Origin of the sequence: Eubacterium sp. AF15-50 (assembly GCF_934835595.1) — a bacterium.
Classification (GTDB): domain Bacteria; phylum Bacillota; class Clostridia; order Lachnospirales; family Lachnospiraceae; genus Eubacterium_G; species Eubacterium_G segne.
The window spans coordinates 25,918-43,139 of record NZ_CAKVZL010000004.1 but is presented as its reverse complement, the minus strand read 5'-3'; the positions used below and the strand labels follow the sequence as shown (position 1 = coordinate 43,139).

Annotated in this window: 14 protein-coding genes; 1 reads left to right on the top strand and 13 read right to left on the bottom strand. The window is 35.4% G+C overall.

The window, feature by feature from the left end; all coding sequences use genetic code 11:
• Positions 1 to 221: 221 nt before the first annotated feature.
• The 5 genes from Q5O73_RS01135 to Q5O73_RS01115 all read right to left on the bottom strand — a co-directional run bounded on the left by Q5O73_RS01135 (position 222) and on the right by Q5O73_RS01115 (position 7,982).
• Positions 222 to 857: an HdeD family acid-resistance protein gene (locus Q5O73_RS01135; protein WP_021951820.1), complete on the bottom strand. Its 636-nt coding sequence runs from the start codon at positions 855 to 857 to the stop codon at positions 222 to 224.
• 273 nt (positions 858 to 1,130) lie between these two features.
• Positions 1,131 to 4,886, bottom strand: a complete 3,756-nt coding sequence (locus Q5O73_RS01130; protein WP_302668849.1) for a phosphoribosylformylglycinamidine synthase — start codon at positions 4,884 to 4,886, stop codon at positions 1,131 to 1,133.
• 144 nt (positions 4,887 to 5,030) lie between these two features.
• A complete protein-coding gene (locus Q5O73_RS01125; protein ID WP_302668848.1) occupies positions 5,031 to 5,786 on the bottom strand; it encodes a TIGR03915 family putative DNA repair protein in 756 nt (251 codons plus the stop codon).
• Positions 5,779 to 7,110: a putative DNA modification/repair radical SAM protein gene (locus Q5O73_RS01120; RefSeq protein ID WP_118590387.1), complete on the bottom strand. Its 1,332-nt coding sequence runs from the start codon at positions 7,108 to 7,110 to the stop codon at positions 5,779 to 5,781. The genes Q5O73_RS01125 and Q5O73_RS01120 overlap by 8 nt, the downstream gene beginning before the upstream one ends.
• Before the next feature lie 191 nt (positions 7,111 to 7,301).
• A complete protein-coding gene (locus Q5O73_RS01115) occupies positions 7,302 to 7,982 on the bottom strand; it encodes a hypothetical protein (protein ID WP_302624208.1) in 681 nt (226 codons plus the stop codon).
• 281 nt (positions 7,983 to 8,263) lie between these two features.
• On the opposite strand from Q5O73_RS01115, the gene Q5O73_RS01110 reads away from it, so the two are divergent.
• Complete coding sequence (locus Q5O73_RS01110; protein ID WP_302668847.1) at positions 8,264 to 9,067, top strand: zinc dependent phospholipase C family protein; 804 nt, start codon at positions 8,264 to 8,266, stop codon at positions 9,065 to 9,067.
• 76 nt (positions 9,068 to 9,143) lie between these two features.
• Here the strand turns inward: Q5O73_RS01110 and Q5O73_RS01105 are convergent, their stop codons facing one another.
• The 8 genes from Q5O73_RS01105 to Q5O73_RS01070 all read right to left on the bottom strand — a co-directional run bounded on the left by Q5O73_RS01105 (position 9,144) and on the right by Q5O73_RS01070 (position 17,212).
• Complete coding sequence (locus Q5O73_RS01105; protein WP_302668846.1) at positions 9,144 to 9,968, bottom strand: hypothetical protein; 825 nt, start codon at positions 9,966 to 9,968, stop codon at positions 9,144 to 9,146.
• Between the two features lie 568 nt (positions 9,969 to 10,536).
• The gene (locus Q5O73_RS01100) at positions 10,537 to 11,667 is read right to left on the bottom strand and encodes a glycoside hydrolase family 25 protein (protein ID WP_118589861.1); all 1,131 of its coding nucleotides are present in this window, start codon (positions 11,665 to 11,667) and stop codon (positions 10,537 to 10,539) included.
• A gap of 70 nt (positions 11,668 to 11,737) precedes the next feature.
• On the bottom strand, positions 11,738 to 12,925 hold the full coding sequence (coaBC, locus tag Q5O73_RS01095) for a bifunctional phosphopantothenoylcysteine decarboxylase/phosphopantothenate--cysteine ligase CoaBC (protein WP_302668853.1): 1,188 nt from the start codon (positions 12,923 to 12,925) through the stop codon (positions 11,738 to 11,740).
• 24 nt (positions 12,926 to 12,949) lie between these two features.
• The gene (gene panD / locus Q5O73_RS01090) at positions 12,950 to 13,351 is read right to left on the bottom strand and encodes an aspartate 1-decarboxylase (protein ID WP_021952114.1); all 402 of its coding nucleotides are present in this window, start codon (positions 13,349 to 13,351) and stop codon (positions 12,950 to 12,952) included.
• Between the two features lie 14 nt (positions 13,352 to 13,365).
• Positions 13,366 to 14,208, bottom strand: coding sequence for a pantoate--beta-alanine ligase (panC, locus tag Q5O73_RS01085; RefSeq protein WP_302668845.1), 843 nt, complete (start codon positions 14,206 to 14,208; stop codon positions 13,366 to 13,368).
• A gap of 12 nt (positions 14,209 to 14,220) precedes the next feature.
• Positions 14,221 to 15,048, bottom strand: a complete 828-nt coding sequence (gene panB / locus Q5O73_RS01080; RefSeq protein ID WP_021952116.1) for a 3-methyl-2-oxobutanoate hydroxymethyltransferase — start codon at positions 15,046 to 15,048, stop codon at positions 14,221 to 14,223.
• Positions 15,045 to 15,884: a Rossmann-like and DUF2520 domain-containing protein gene (locus Q5O73_RS01075; RefSeq protein ID WP_302668844.1), complete on the bottom strand. Its 840-nt coding sequence runs from the start codon at positions 15,882 to 15,884 to the stop codon at positions 15,045 to 15,047. The genes panB and Q5O73_RS01075 overlap by 4 nt, the downstream gene beginning before the upstream one ends.
• Positions 15,885 to 16,099: 215 nt before the next feature.
• Complete coding sequence (locus Q5O73_RS01070; RefSeq protein WP_021952118.1) at positions 16,100 to 17,212, bottom strand: ATP-binding protein; 1,113 nt, start codon at positions 17,210 to 17,212, stop codon at positions 16,100 to 16,102.
• Positions 17,213 to 17,222: the final 10 nt, after the last annotated feature.

Genomic DNA, 17,222 nt, shown 5'->3' with positions numbered 1-17,222 from the left:
GACATACTTTACTAAAAAATCCACATAGCATTACTCTTTAACGGGTGTTTGCTAAGTGGATTTTTATATGCACTTATATAATTGTGCTATTTATTCTTTTTTCAATATTAGTTCTTACGATATTTTTAATTAGGACGGATTAGTTATGGTCACCATCTTCTATTATTTAATTAGAATAGATTAGTCATTGTCACCATCTTCTATTTTTTTAATAGGATAGTTTAGTCATCATCACCATCTTCTATTATTTCGTCTTCTATATCTCTATCGGCATCAAAAGCTATCTGCTCTATGGTCCAACGTTTTATTTTTCCTGAAACAGATAATGTTGTAATAAGGTCAATCAGTCCTGTAACGGCAAAGATAATACCTGTGCATTGAATAAAGAAATCGCCTGCAGTCTTTGTTCCATTATCATTGGAATTCATTGGCATCATTAAAACTGAAATTCCCAAAAGAATACATATTATGGCAAATACGAGTAATGGCACCCAATGGTTGCCCATTCTTTTAAGGTCAATGGCATTTTCAACTTTCATTAATCCACTTATTATGATTATTATTGCTATAACATAAGTTATAATTGATAATATAAGTTTCATGCATGCTAATACAAGTATTCCTGCTGCAATAAGCACTATGCCTACCACTAATTCATATCTGTAAAAGTCTTTTATTACATTGCTTCTTTTGTATTCAATGATATTTCTGATTCCCATTACAAACAAAATCATTGCCAAAATAACGCATACTCCTGTCATTATTTTGCCGGGATATTTCCACATAAGTATTCCCATTAAAATGCTTAGCAATGAGTAGATAATCATTTCCCATTTTAGATTTTTTAAATAACTCATAGTCGGTACCTCCTTTTATTTGGTAGTTGTGAAAGTCTATTTCGTTTCGGGCTGCGCACACCTTTTTGAGAATGCAAAGCCATGCAACTCATAGACCTTCGGTCTATTTCGTTTCGGGCTGCGCACACCTTTTTGAGAATACAAAGCCATGCAACTCATAGACCTTCGGTCTATTTCGTTTCGGGCTGCGCCCTATATAAATAAAAGTGAAAATGCTCTCTTGAAAGCAAGCTTTCATCGAGCCTTTTCACTTTTATTTATGCATGGCTTTGCTTACGAAAAGTATTCAACGCCTGATTCAAAGACTTTAAGGTCTTGTTCACCATAGATGTTTGTGGCAACTGATGTGCCTTTTCTTTCTATGTGAGCCATTTTACCTAAGCATCTTCCATCCGGACTTGTTATACCTTCTATTGCATAGTATGAACCATTTACATTCCACTCTTCATCCATTGTTGGTATACCCTGTTCGTTTACATACTGTGTTGCTACCTGACCGTTAGCAAACAATTCTTTTATGCAGCTTTCAGGTGCTACAAATCTTCCTTCTCCATGGGATGCAGGATTTACATATACACCACCTAATTCTGCTTTCTGTAACCAAGGCGACTTATTAGATACAACCTTTGTATATACCATCTTTGATACGTGACGGTTAATTGTGTTATAAGTAAGTGTTGGCGAATTAATATCCTGTCCTGTAATTTTTCCGTTAGGAACCAAGCCTAACTTTATAAGTGCCTGAAATCCATTACAAATACCTAATGCCAAACCGTCTCTCTCGTTAAGCAATTTGTGTACTGCCTCTTCAATCTTTGCATTTCTAAATGCTGTAGCAAAGAACTTAGCTGAACCGTCAGGTTCATCACCTGCACTAAATCCACCTGGGAACATAATAATCTGTGCCTGTGAAATAGCCCTTTCAAAGATATTAACTGAATCTCTGATATCTTCAGGTGTAAGGTTTTTAAATACCTTTGTTATAACATTTGCACCTGCATTTTCAAAAGCCTTAGCTGAGTCATATTCACAGTTTGTTCCCGGAAATACAGGAATAAATACTGTTGGTTTTGCTACTTTATTCTTACATACATATATGCTGCCCTTGTCATAAACAGGTGTATCTAATAATGACTTATCATTATGGCTTCTTGTTGGGAATACCTTCTCTAATGGCTTCTCCCATACCTTTAATGCTTCATCCATAGGTATTGAATCGTAGCCATATTCAAATGTAGCCTTATCATTTGTTTCACCTATTAAAACATAGCTTGCTGTTATATCATCTAATTTATCTGACGGTATTTCAGCAATAATATCACCAAATGATGGTGCGAACAAATCAGCGCCAGGTATTCTTCCGCTGATGCTTACACCAATGTTATTACCAAATGCCATCTTACTTACTGCCGGTATAATACCCTTGCTTTCAAGAGCATATGCTGAAATAATTACTCCATTCTGAATCATGTCATGAATCTTATCGTATAGCTTCATCACTTCTTCATAAACAGGCTTCTCATACTGATCTCTTACAATTTCAAATTTAACAATCTTATTACCTGCTGCTTTAAATTCAGGTGTTATAATATCTTTTTCCTTTGCAACATCCACTGCAAATGAAACCAGTGTCGGTGGTACATCAATATCATTAAATGTTCCTGACATACTATCCTTACCACCTATTGATGGTAAACCAAATCCCATCTGTGCGTCATATGCACCAAGAAGTGCTGCAAATGGCTGGCTCCAACGACGTGGTTCTTCAGTCATTCTTCTAAAGTATTCCTGGAAAGTCATACGAATCTTCTTATAATCACCACCACTGGCAACTACTTTTGCAATAGAGTCAACTACTGCGTAAATTGCCCCGTGATATGGACTCCAGCTTGAAAGATACGGATCAAATCCATAACTCATCATTGTTACTGTATCACATTTTCCTTTAAGTACAGGTAACTTTGCCACCATAGTCTGTGTTTCTGTCTTCTGGTATTTTCCACCATGTGGCATAAACACTGAACCTGCTCCAATTGAACCGTCAAACTTTTCAACAAGTCCCTTCTGTGAACATACATTTAAATCTGATAATGTTTCAAGCCACTTATCTTTTACATCATCTACAACCGGTTTCTTGAAGAAATTCTTTTCTTCATCAGGCATATCCACCTCAACTGTTGTTTCCTGATGAGCACCGTTTGTATCAAGAAAAGCTCTTGAAATATTAACAATTTCCTTTCCTCTCCATTCAAGAACCAGTCTAGGTTCTTCTGTAACGTAAGCTACAACTGTAGCTTCTAAGTTCTCTTCATTTGCATACTTAAGGAACTGTTCTACGTCATCTTTATCAACTACAACAGCCATTCTTTCCTGAGATTCTGAAATAGCTATTTCTGTCCCGTCTAATCCTGCATATTTCTTAGGAACTTTATCTAAATTTACATGAAGTCCGTCTGCCAATTCGCCAATAGCTACTGACACACCGCCGGCACCAAAGTCATTACATTTCTTAATTATGTGGCTGACCTCTTCTCTTCTAAATAATCTCTGTAACTTACGTTCTGTAGGTGCGTTACCTTTCTGTACTTCTGCACCACATGTTTCAATAGACTCTTCTGTGTGAATCTTTGATGAGCCTGTTGCTCCACCACATCCGTCACGTCCTGTTCTTCCACCAAGAAGAATAATAATATCTCCCGGATCAGATGTTAATCTCTGAACGGCACGTCTTGGGGCTGCACCCATAACTGCACCTATTTCCATTCTCTTTGCAACATAATCAGGATGATAAATTTCTTTTACCAATCCTGTTGCAAGACCTATCTGGTTTCCATATGAACTATATCCGTTAGCGGCACCCTGAACTAATTTCTTCTGTGGAAGCTTTCCGTGAAGAGTTTCACTCATTGGCTTAGTAGGATCTGCTGCTCCTGTAACACGCATAGCCTGATATACATAAGTACGTCCTGACAACGGATCTCTTATAGCTCCTCCAAGACACGTTGCTGCGCCACCAAAAGGTTCAATTTCTGTAGGATGGTTATGTGTTTCATTTTTGAAGTTTACTAACCATTCCTCTGTCTGTCCATCTACTTCTACAGGCACCACAATACTACATGCGTTAATTTCATCTGATTTTTCCTGATCATCTAACTTGCCTTCCTTCTTTAACTTTCTCATAGCTATAAGTGCTAAATCCATAAGGCATACAAACTTATCTTTTCTTTCACCAAAAACATCTTTTCTGGTATCTAAATAACTCTCATAGGTTTTCTCAATTGGTTCATTGAAATATCCTTCATCAAACTTAACATCTGTAAGTTCAGTGTTAAATGTAGTGTGACGGCAATGGTCAGACCAATAAGTATCCAACACTCTTATTTCTGTCATGGATGGATCTCTGTTTTCTTCATTTTTGAAATAATTCTGGATATGAAGAAAATCCTTAAATGTCATAGCCAGTCCAAGGGAATCATAAAGCTCTTTAAGAGGCTTTTCTTCCATATCTTTAAATCCGTCAAATATAATAACATCTGCCGGTTCTTCAAACTCTGTAACTAAAGTTTCCGGTTTTTCCAAGCCTGTTTCTCTTGAATCTACCGGATTTATGCAGTAATTTTTAATCTGCTCAAATTCTGCATCTGATATATCGCCAACTAAAACATATGTTGTAGCTGTTTTTATAACAGGATTCTCATCCTCGTTTAAAAACTTAACACACTGTACCGCTGAATCTGCTCTCTGATCAAACTGTCCCGGCAAAAACTCAACACTAAATACTTTTGAATTTGCTTCATCATATGGGAATGTTTCTTCATAAACATCATCAACAGGCGGTTCTGAAAATACTGAAGTTAATGCCTTCTTATATGTGTCCTCTGAAAGATTTTCAACATCATATCTTACAAGAACCCTAACTTCTTTTAAACCATCAATCTCCAGATATCCTTTAATATCCTCTGTAAGTTCTTTTGCAGTAACAGCATATGGCTGTTTTTTCTCTACATACACACGTTTAACTTTGCTCATCGATTCCTCCTAGAATAGTACAATAAATCTTGTGTTATTAATTTTGCCAACCATTACAATATGGCAAAACTACTCCGGTTAGTATAACACTAAAGCAATAAAAAGTGAAGAAAATACGCTTAAATCTTTGTAATATTTGTAATATTATTTCATTTCTGTCATATACTTTCGGTACCATTGTGGAAGATTTGTCTGCTGGCATTTCGGATTGTACCTTTCATCAATACCTATTGTATCAAAAAACACCTTCCATAAATCTCTGTATTCATCATCCTTTTGAAGTCCCTCAGTTACTACTTCTATATCTCTTCCTTCAACTAAAATAACCTCTGAATCATGCCTGTGAACTGCTGACTTTTTTCTTTTTGTGTCATATATAATCCAGTCTTCTCCCGGAAATCTGTTTTTAAAATGCTCTGTTAAAAGAGGAATAACATCACACTTAGGCTCAATTTTTCCAAATAAAACTCCTCCCCTCAATTCATCAAATCTAATAAATCCCTTATATAAATGTGCCTCATTTACTGCTTTTCTGCTTAATTCCATAACCCGCATCACATACTCATTTCCCAGCATTTTAGTTACCTTTGCCCCAACATTATATCCCACTTTCAGGAAACCGAAAACGGCATCCCCCCGGTCTTCTTCATAATGCATGCATGCTCTGAAAACCATCGTATATGCCTCTAATGATATCTTTACCCTGATAGACTTAGCTACCTTTACCGCTTTTTCCAAATCTATCTCAACAGGCACAAATTGAGAGAAAAATGTAGGTGCGTAATTTTCCCCCGGATGTATGCTCACATTGTATCCTCTATTCATATATACCCAGCCGTCATAAACGGCAGTCATTATTCCATCAAAACTTTCATGGCAAACTAACGTAATATTATCCATTAACTCTCACTCCCATATCCATAAGGGTCATCTGCTTATATGTTGTATCCTGCTCTATAGCGTATGTCTGCCTTTTATCTGTATCTGCAAGACTTCTGGCTATAAAATCCTGATTCATATTAAGAGGAAACATAGTTTTCCCGTTGCAGGTAATAAAATAAGCTGCCCTTTTTAATACAACTCCCATCTTTTTCAAACTTTCAAAATTAAGATTGTTATATCTCCTTGCTGATGTAATTCTTTTAGCTGACTTTACTCCAATTCCCGGAACCCTCAACAATGTATAATAATCTGCCCTCATAATTTCCACCGGAAACCGCTCCAGATGATTTACTGCCCAGTCACATTTTGGGTCTAAAACCACGTTAAAATTAGGTCTTTTTTCATTTAAAAGTTCATTTACCATAAAACCGTAATATCTTAAAAGCCAGTCTGCCTGATACAGCCTGTGTTCCCGCAAAAGCGGATTAGGACCTACCGGTGCAGGTGCATCAATGTTATGATTTACATTAACAAATGCTGAATAAAACACCCTCTTCATCTTGTATTCCTTATACATATATTCTGTTACAGACATTAGCTGATAATCTGTCTCAGGAGTTGCCCCGATAATCATCTGGGTGCTCTGACCTGCCGGAACAAACTTAGACTTCATCTTGTTACCCCTTCTTGTAATAAGACTGTATCCATCATTCACCGGGGCAATAAGATTTCCGCTTCCAGCCTGTATCTGCCGCATAGGTGCAAGTATATTCTTCTGATTCTTATTAGGAGCCAGCGCTTTTAGACTCTCCTTAGTAGGTAACTCCAGATTAGTGCTCATTCTGTCTGCTAAAAATCCTATTTTTTCAATGATTTCCGGCGAAGCTCCGGGAATTGCCTTTACATGAATGTATCCGAAAAAATGATGTTCATTACGAAGCTTCCACAGTGTTTCATATATAAGTCCCATAGTAAAATCAGGGCTTTTTAAAATGCCTGAGCTTAAAAACAGACCTTCAATATAGTTTCTTCTGTAAAATTCCATGGTCAGCTTACACACTTCATCCGGTGTAAAAGAAGCCCTCTTCACATCATTAGACTTTCTGTTAATGCAATATTTACAATCATAAATACATTCATTTGTATATAAAATTTTTAATAAAGAAACACATCTTCCGTCTGAAGCAAAAGTATGACAAATGCCACAGGCATGGGCATCTCCCATACCCTTACCTTTATTATTCCTGTCAACGCCACTGCTGGTGCAGGCAACATCATACTTGGCTGCATCTGTAAGAATTTTTAATTTTTCTGAAATGGTCATGTCCTGCTGTATTTCCATTGTCTGCTCCTTTTTCTCGAACGTTTGTTCTGTTTCGTTTAGTATATCCCATTTTGAAATATAAATCAAGCCCAAAAATTTGGAAATTCAAATTTATAAACATTCCCCGTCCGGATACAAAAATACCGGTCTTCAATATATTTGAAAACCGGTACCTGTAGTTTTTATGTTTTTTCCTAATTCACAGTGTCCTACTCTTTTATGCCGTATACGCATTTTACAAATTTTACTGCCGCCTCTTTATTTTTAGAGAATTCCGGAAAAGCTATAACTGCATCCTTGTAATTATCACTGTAACCCTTGTAAAATTCAGTATCAGATATATCAAGTCCATATACTACACCGTCATTTTTATCCTTGTCTGTTTCTTTTTCAAACCTGGCATACACAAAATATGGTTCCAATTTCTTGTATAAATTCTCCGGCAACACATCCTTTACCCCAACAAGAAAACCTTCACTTTTTACCCATAAAAGTGAGCTTCTGTCAGTAATAATTACATCCATTTCTTTTGCTGACTGAACACTCATAAATCTAATGGATGAGCCTGCATCAATGCGGTTGTAACCGTATTCATCTGACATTTTAAAACCATATCCCGTGTCCACTTTAATATCATTTTTTTTGCAGCCTGTGTACTCGGAATACTTTTCCTTAACACGATCCTCTATTTTTTCGTTATTTAAGTCATTAAACACTGCACAGTACAATGGTTTTCTATTATTTGTTGCCACTCCATGTATTATTGCCGTCCCAAGGGCAATGGACAGAACCACAATAGTAATTCTTAATTTATAAAATTCCCAAATATATTGAATTTTTGCCGTAAATGATAATGCTCTAAATTTATCTGACATTAATTTTCCTGACATTTTTTCTCCAATCGTAACATATAATAAAATGAATTTTCACATACAAATAATTCGGTTAAATACATTCATTAACCTGATAATTTTCATTTAATTTTTCATTAATCAGGCTCCGCTAAATGTTCTACCCTGTCAAAGCTATTTATTTACTGTACAATATTGTCTGCTAAAATGCAACTGACATACTTAATGTTTTTATCCAAATACAACCTGCAAATTTTAATGTTTTATCTTCTTTCCTTATGTGTTAAACTAAGGTAAAGTTATTTTATGGGGGTGATTTTATGCCATCAACTTATGCACATAATAAATTTGGCAAATTAGTCATTGCCAAATTATCTGGCGACACAAAAGATATTATACGAAAATTTCCTGACTCCTTCCGCATAGGACTTCAAGGACCGGATTTTCTGTTTTTTTACAGAGCATTTTATATTAATAAAATAAACCAGACTGGTGTTAAACATCATAGGCAGGATGTTTATGATTTTATGGAACATGCTGTTTCCGTTATAAAAAAATATGGCAAAAACAGCCCTGAATATAGTTATATTTTGGGATTTATATGCCATTTTACCCTTGACTGCAATTGCCATCCTTATGTAAATAAATTTATGGAAATAACAGGCTGCGGTCATGTTGAAATAGAGGGTGACTTAGAGCATCTTATGATATCAAAGGATAATTATGTACCGAAATATTATCCTATTGATTACCTTATTCCTGCAAACAGAGAAACTGCATTAAGCATGGTTCCGTTTTATGAAAATTTATCTCCTAAAATTATTTTAAAAAGTCTTAAATGGATGAAATTTTTAAAGAAATTTTTTGTAGCTCCCGGATTTTTCAAAAGGCATTTCATAGACACCTGCTTCCATATGACTATGAATTATAAAAAACTAAACGGTCACGTTGTTAAACCGGGTGTTAATAAAAAATGCAGGCAGCAAACAAAATTTTTATATAAAGTTCTGAGAACTTCCGTTAGAAATGCTGTATTTTTAATTGATGATTTCAATAACGCAGTAGAACGCGCCACTTCTTTATCAAATGAATTTCATAAAGATTTTAATGGAAATCCCTATTAGGAATCAATTCTGTAACTTAGGGCTGTGGCTTTAACGATTTATAATCCTTAGAGCCCGGCTCTTTATTTATTTGATTTTACACAAGAAACTCTTCTATATTTTCTGAAACTATTCTCATACTTAATGGATGTTGTTTTGTCTCAAATGTCATAATCAAATTCTTTCCCGGAAATATTCCATTTTTTTCATAATTTTCGATTTTTTTTATTGTTTTTTCTGCATACTCCCTATCATCCATCATCCCGAAATGCTCCCAGTAATACTCTTTTCTAGTCTTTTTGTTTAGAATTTTAAAGTCCGGCAATACATATCCGTATCCATTAAGCAAAACCGGTTGCTCATATGCATAAGGTATTCCCATTGACTTAAATTTATCAGCCAGAATTTTTTCTGATTTAGATTTAACCTTTTCGCCATTTTCTGTGATAATTTCTAATTCATCTTCTATCATATATCTCTTTGCAATTTTATTGCTTAATTTTTCCTTTTCATTCTTCTGGTATTCATACCAATATTCAACATAATCTTCTTCCGGCAAAACATACGGATGCACTATGGTTTGTTTCAGGGGATTTAATTTTTTGTACACCTGTACTCCTTCGTCAAAATTATACTTATTCAAAATTTTTTCAATGTATTTTTTATTTTCTTCTACTTTAGTTAGTAATTTTAATGTATATTCTTTTTGAGCCAAATCCCAAATCAGTTTTTTATTTTTCTTTTTAATATAGACACCATGCCTGTCTTCTTTACTTTTTCTCCAATAATACTGACACTGTTTCTTATTATTAGTAATATACAAGCTTCCTTCCGGTGCTTTTTTTAAGAATTCTACACTTTTGTTTTTCAATATATCCAATCTATTCAGCTCATCCATTAAAATCTCTCTTAAATTTATCATCGCTCTCCTTTGTATGTAACTTATGGTTTAAATATTATAATTTATTATATATTATTTCTTTCTTTATTTCAATATAATTATTCATACTTTATATGTCTTTGTTGCAAATATTTTGTTCATTTCTGTAATTTTGTTTTTGTAAATCAGCAAGAGACGCTTCATACCGGGACTTCTCTATGAATTCATTATTTTCCCGGTTCATTTCACTTCTTTCAACTGATACGGAGATGATTCTTGCCAGGATTTTCTCATGAGTTCATTATTTTCCCGGTTCATTTCACTTCTTTCAACCGGTACGGAGACGATTCTTACCAGGATTTTCTCATGAGTTCATTATTTTCCCGGTTCATTTCACTTCTTTCAGCCGGTACGGAGACGATTCTTGCCAGGATTTTTCTACGAATTCATCATTTTCCCGGTTTATTCAAATGAAAATAAATTAAGGTATTGATTTTACGCAAAAAATCTCCGGCTTCTAAGTTTTAAAACCTGAAAACGGAGATTTCTATTTTTCCATTCTATTTTTCCTTTGTTTCCTTACTCCTACTTTTCCCCTATTTCTGCTTCACTATTTTACTCTTACCTTCTTAACCTTACTCCACTTCTTTGAATATACCTTTTTCTTTCCGTCCATTTTGTAGGCTTTAACTCTAAAATAATATACTTTTTTGGACTTTAATTTCTTTATGGTAAGAACATTTTTTGTGGTTGTTTTTGTTTTGGTATTTTTTTTCTTAAAGGATTTAACAGTGGAATATTGTATCTGATATCCTTTTATTCCTTTAACTTTTTTGATGCTTATCTTAGCACTTTTCTTTCCTTTGGCAAGCTTGCTGATGGTGGAAGTTTTTGGTGCAGTAACCTTAACTGCCGGCTTAGTTGTTGGCTTTTCAGTTGTCGGTTCAATTATAGGCTTATAATTTCTTGCATTGTATGTACTATCTCTTACCGGTGCCAACCAGAAATTAATATCACACTTTCCATTTACACCAGCCACTGTTCCTGACTCCGTATATTGCCACATTTCATAATTATAACCAAAGTTTGTTCCCACATTGTTATATTGTGCAACCCACTTAAAATAATTAGGATTTGTAGCCACTTTGCTCTCTATTCTATTAGTCCACCAGTCTAAATTAGAATATACTCCACATTCATAACCCTGCTTCATTATTTCCTTAGAAAAAGTGTCTATTAATTCTGTAATCTGTGACTTAGTAAGCTTCTTCTGAACATCAGCCTCCACATCATAATATATAGGAAAGCTTAATTTATGACCGTCAACAAGTCTTAAAACGTGTTTTGCCTCACTTAATGCCATTTCTTTAGTAGTAGCATAGGAATAAATATACACACCATATGGAATGTTATTATCTTCGCAACCTTTCACATTTTGCTGCCAATATGTATCGTCCTGATTGGCCTGATCATTGCCGTATCCGCATCGTATAATGGCATAATCTATATCACTTTCAGCTACTGTTTTCCAATCTATGTTGCCGTTGTAATGACTTACGTCAATACCTTTCATAGTTGCACCTTTTATTATGTCACCATTTCCATTTACAAACTGTCCATTTTCATTTTTAGTCCATGGAGCAGTTGCCGCAAAAACAGTTCCCGTGCCAATGGTTATGCAACCTATAAGAACCGCCAGTGTCACAATGGCTGATAACATTTTATATACAATATTCTTCATGTAAAATCCTTTCCACAAATCCTAATATAATTTTTTCAGAAATCTATCTTCCTCAAAAATCCGCTTACCATTACAACCTTCCAACAATCTCACTTATAATATCATATGCCACCTTTTCCTTAGACTCAATAGGAAGTTCCTTTGCGCCATCCTCTGTTATGATTGTTACTACATTAGTGTCTGTTCCAAAACCGGCACCTGATACCTTTAAGTTGTTGGCACAAATCATATCCAGATTCTTCTTTTTAAGTTTTGCCTTGGAATTTTCAATCATATTTTCTGTTTCCATTGAAAATCCACACATAAACTGTTTTGTCTTTTTAGCAGACATTGTTCCTAAAATATCATCTGTGCGCTGCAACTCAATGACAGCATCCTTATCCTGCTTTTTGATTTTTTCTAAAGCCACTGTTTTTGGCCGATAATCAGCTACGGCTGCACTCATAATTACAATATCCTGATTTTCAAATTCACCATTAACTGCATTAAACATTTCCTTTGCACTGTAGGCTTCAACTATTTTTACAAAATCAGGCTTTTTAATGTATGTTTTTCCTGTAACCAAGGTAACATCTGCACCACGAAGCATGGCAATTTTTGCCAGGGCATATCCCATCTTTCCTGTGGAATGATTACTTATAAATCTCACAGGGTCAATTTTTTCCATGGTAGGACCCGCAGTAATTAAAACCTTCTTTCCCTTTAAGTCCTTTTCAAAAGCAATTTCCTTAATAATATAGCTTTCTAAAACCTCCGGGTCAGGCATTTTCCCTGCTCCCACATCTCCACATGCAAGATATCCGCTATCAGGCTCTATTACTTCGTAACCATAATTTTTTAACTTTGATATGTTGTCCTGAACAATAGGATTTTCAAACATGTTGGTATTCATTGCAGGCGATATGATTTTATGGCATTTAGCTGCCATAATAGTAGTTGTAAGCATATCATCTGCTATTCCATTTGCTATTTTGCCTATAACATTGGCACTGGCAGGAGCCACCATAAATACATCTGCCGCCTTTGCCAATGAAACATGTTCCACGCTAAATTCAAAATTTCTGTCAAAGGTATCCACAAGACACTTATTTCCCGTAAGGGTTTCAAAAGTTATGGGATTAATAAAATTTGTGGCATTTTTCGTCATGATAACGTGAACCTTTGCCCCTTTTTTTACCAGCATACTGGCTAAATTAGCTATTTTATAAGCTGCAATACTGCCTGTAACTCCCAATACAACTGTTTTATTCTGCAATATTTTATCCATACAAAACTCCATTAACTATGCTTCCTTCATTATGTCAAACAACTTACCGTGCTTTTCATAATTTGTAAGCCTTGTCATCTTATTATCATCATCCACAAAAACAACCTTAGGCTTATTTTTCTTTGCTTCCTCAGGTGTCATTTGTGCATAACACATAATAATGATTTTATCTCCAATATTCACCATGTGAGCTGCTGCCCCGTTAAGACAAATCATTCCTGAATTTCTCTCACCGGCAATAACATAAGTTTCAAATCTGTTGCCATTGTTTACATCGGCTATCTGTACCTTTTCGTATTCATATATTCCTGCAGCTTCCATCAACGCCTCATCTACGGTTATGCTACCTACATAATCAAGCTCTGACTGAACTACTGTTGCTCTATGAATCTTACTTTTTAACATATTTATCTGCATATATTCTCCTTCATTTACCCTAAAATATAATTGTCAATTAATCTTGTTTTTCCAATATATACTGCCATGGCAATAAGCATTGGTGCCTTTATTTCCTTCTGCTGCTGCATTGTTAAACCATTTACCGCCTTAACGTAATCAATTTTTGCCAAAGGTTCCTTTTCAATGTTTTCCTTCATTTTTGACACAACAACATCTGCGTCTGTCTCTCCATCAGCAATAAGCTTCTTACATAATTCCACTGTCTGGCTTAATATTAATGCTGCCTTTCTCTCTTCCGGTGAAAGATATGTGTTTCTTGAGCTTTTTGCAAGACCGTCTTCTTCCCTTACAATAGGGCATCCGATAACTTCAATGTCCATATTTAAATCCTGCACCATATGTTTAATTATGGCTAACTGCTGAGCATCCTTTTCTCCAAAATAAGCACGATCAGGCTGTACAATATTAAATAATTTATTTACAACAGTACATACACCTCTGAAATGTACCGGTCTGCTAAGTCCACATAATTCTTCTGTAAGCACTGACATATCTACATATGTGCTAAAGTCATCGTGATACATTTCTGATGGTTCCGGATGGAATATTAAATCTGCCCCAAGGCTTTCACAATATTTACTGTCTTTTTCCAAATCTCTCGGATAACTTTCTAAGTCCTCAGTGGGACCAAACTGCATAGGGTTTACAAAAATACTTACTACAACTCTGTCATTGTTGTTTCTTGCAGCTGTAATAAGGCTTCCGTGTCCCTCGTGTAAATATCCCATAGTAGGCACAAATCCTACTGTTTCTCCATTTTTCTTCCACTGTTTTGCATAATCTCTTACTTCTTTAACTGTTGTTACAACCTTCATTTTTTTATCTCCTTAATATAATTTATCAATTATCTCATCATCAATTTTGTATGTGTTTTCTTCCTTCGGAAAGCTTCCATCACCAACTGCATTGATGTAATCTGTAAATGCCTGTTTCATTACTTCACCTACATTGGCAAACTGTCTTACAAATTTTGGAACATAGTCTGTAAACATTCCCAACATATCCTGATATACCAATACCTGTCCGTCACATCCGTTTCCGGCACCAATTCCAATAGTTGGAATATCAAGCATTTCCGTAATTTTTGTTGCCAACTTGGCTGGAACTGCTTCAAGAACAACCATGGTAGCTCCTGCTGCCTGTACCGCCTTTGCATCTTCAATTAATTTTCTTGCAGCAGCTTCCGTTTTTCCCTGTACCTTAAAACCGCCAAATGCATTAATTGACTGAGGTGTAAGTCCAATGTGGGCGCAAACAGGAATTGAAGCCTTAACTATTGCTTCTATCTGTGGTACAACCTCCACGCCACCTTCTAATTTAACCATGTTAGCGTGTCCTTCCTTCATAAGTCTGCCTGCATTTACCACTGCATCATAAACTGATGTCTGATAGGACATAAATGGCATATCACAAACTAATAAAGTATTCTTAAGACCTCTTGATACTGCTGCGCTGTGGTGAATCATATCCTCCATTGTAACCTGTATGGTATCTTCATAGCCAAGCATTGTATTTCCCAATGAGTCTCCCACTAAAATAGTGTTTACCCCTACTTCTTCCATTAACTTGGCTGTTGAATAATCATAACATGTAAGCATTGTTATTTTGTTTCCATCTTTTTTCTGCTGTAAAAGTGTATTTACTGTATTCTTCATTTCAAAATCTCCTCTATTTTACTATAATCTCTATCCTTATTTTTTCTTTTGGCAACCTCTAACACCTGACGGGACACTGCAATATATGTTTCCCTGTCATTTCCACTAATTGTCGCTAAATGCTTTTTAATGGTATCCGCATCTCCACGCTCTATAGGGCCTGTAAGTGCTTCTACCACACTATTATTTAATATGTGTTTTATATTGCCCCACACTATAGGTGCTAAGGCATCTCCTGCCTCGTCTCTTTCAAATCCGCATTCCATCAGCAGTTTTTCACTTAAATCAATAAGACCTACCACAAGGTTGCTTGCTATTGCTGCTGCCGCATGATACTTAACCTTATCCTTTGCAGAAATAATGCATATCTTATTTCCCATTTTTTCAAATATCTGTCTTATTTCACCTATTTTTTCCGGTGAACCTTCTATTGTAAAATAACTGTTGGAAAGCTCCTTGTATGAATTGTATCTGTCACTTACTGCAAAGAGCGGATGGATAGAATAACCGAAACCTCCCAGTTCCGATATATCCGAAAAGACTTTTGATGATAAAGCGCCACTACAATGGCACACAACTTTTCCACTAATACCTGTTTTCTTTACCTGATTCCAGACCTTCTCAATTGCTCCGTCAGGAACCGTCAAAAACAAGACATCACTATCTCTTACTAAATCCTCAATATTTTTATAAACTGATGACTTTGTAAATTTTGACGCTTCTAAGGCGTCTTCCTTAAACTCACTATAATAGCCGACTACTTCCATTTCATTGTCAGCTAAGTATTTTCCCAGGGAAAATCCGACTTTCCCTGCTCCTATAAATCCAAATTTCATGGGCATCCCTCCTTAACATAATTAATTTCGGGACAATGAGTCTCATTCTAAAAGATATGAGCTGCGCTCACTAGTTTATAGTGAAAAAATAATTATATCGGTATAGTTTCTTTTCTGAATACTATCCGGAGATAAATTTATCACAATAAGGTATTTTATGCAACAAAAAAAGGGAAGTAATTGGTCAATTATTTTCACTAATTACTTCCCATATTTTAATAGTTGTCTAAGAAGTTGTGCTTAACTCCTTTGCTTTTGTATGCGATTACCGTATCAAGATTTACATTTTCAACGCTCTTAAAAATATTCCCCTCCACATATGGATTGGTTTCTTTCATGGTCTTAATAAGCTGCTTTATTTCTAAACGTTTTGATGTATTTTCTCCGTTATTACATGTGGTGCAGGTATCTGTAAACTTGCATGCACACTGAATAAAATGAAGGTCATTGTAATCACGCCATGCTTTTATGTCATCCTCCCTCACTAAATACAAAGGTCTTATAAGCTCCATTCCTTCAAAATTGGTACTATGAAGTTTCGGCATCATAGTCTGCACCTGTGAACCGTAAAGCATACCCATAAGTATTGTTTCAATTACATCATCGTAATGGTGTCCCAATGCAATTTTGTTACAGCCTAATTCCTTTGCCTTATTGTAAAGATGACCTCTACGCATTCTTGCACATATATAGCAAGGTGATTTTTCTATGTTAAACACTGACTCAAATATATCTGATTCAAATATTGTAACAGGAATATTTAATTTTTTTGCATTACCTTCAATTATCTTCCTGTTGGCAGGACTATATCCCGGATCCATAACCAGGTATTCCACGTCAAAATCAAATTTACTGTGTCTTTTTAATTCCTGAAAAAGCTTTGCCATAAGCATTGAATCTTTTCCTCCGGAAATACACACTGCAATCTTATCTCCCGGCAGTACCAGCTGATATTGATTTATTGCCTTTGTAAATTTGCTCCAAATTTTTTTTCTAAACTTCTTCTGAATACTTTTTTCTATGTCTCCTGCCACGGTGTCTTTATTCAGCCTTTCAAGAAGCCACGCCTGATATCCGCCTTCTAAATTGTATGCATTGTAGCCCTTCTGACAAAGATTTTCTGCCACTTCTTCGCTGATTTGTCCCATTTTACAGCAGATAATAATTTTTTTATCCCTGTACTTTTTCGCCTCTTCTTCCACATCTTCCGGCTTTACATTAAGTGCTCCCGGTATGTATCCATGCATATAGGCAATGTTATCTCTTATGTCAAATATAATGTACTTGCTTATCTCTAATCCCTCTAACTGCTGAATGTTTATGTTCATCTTGTCCACC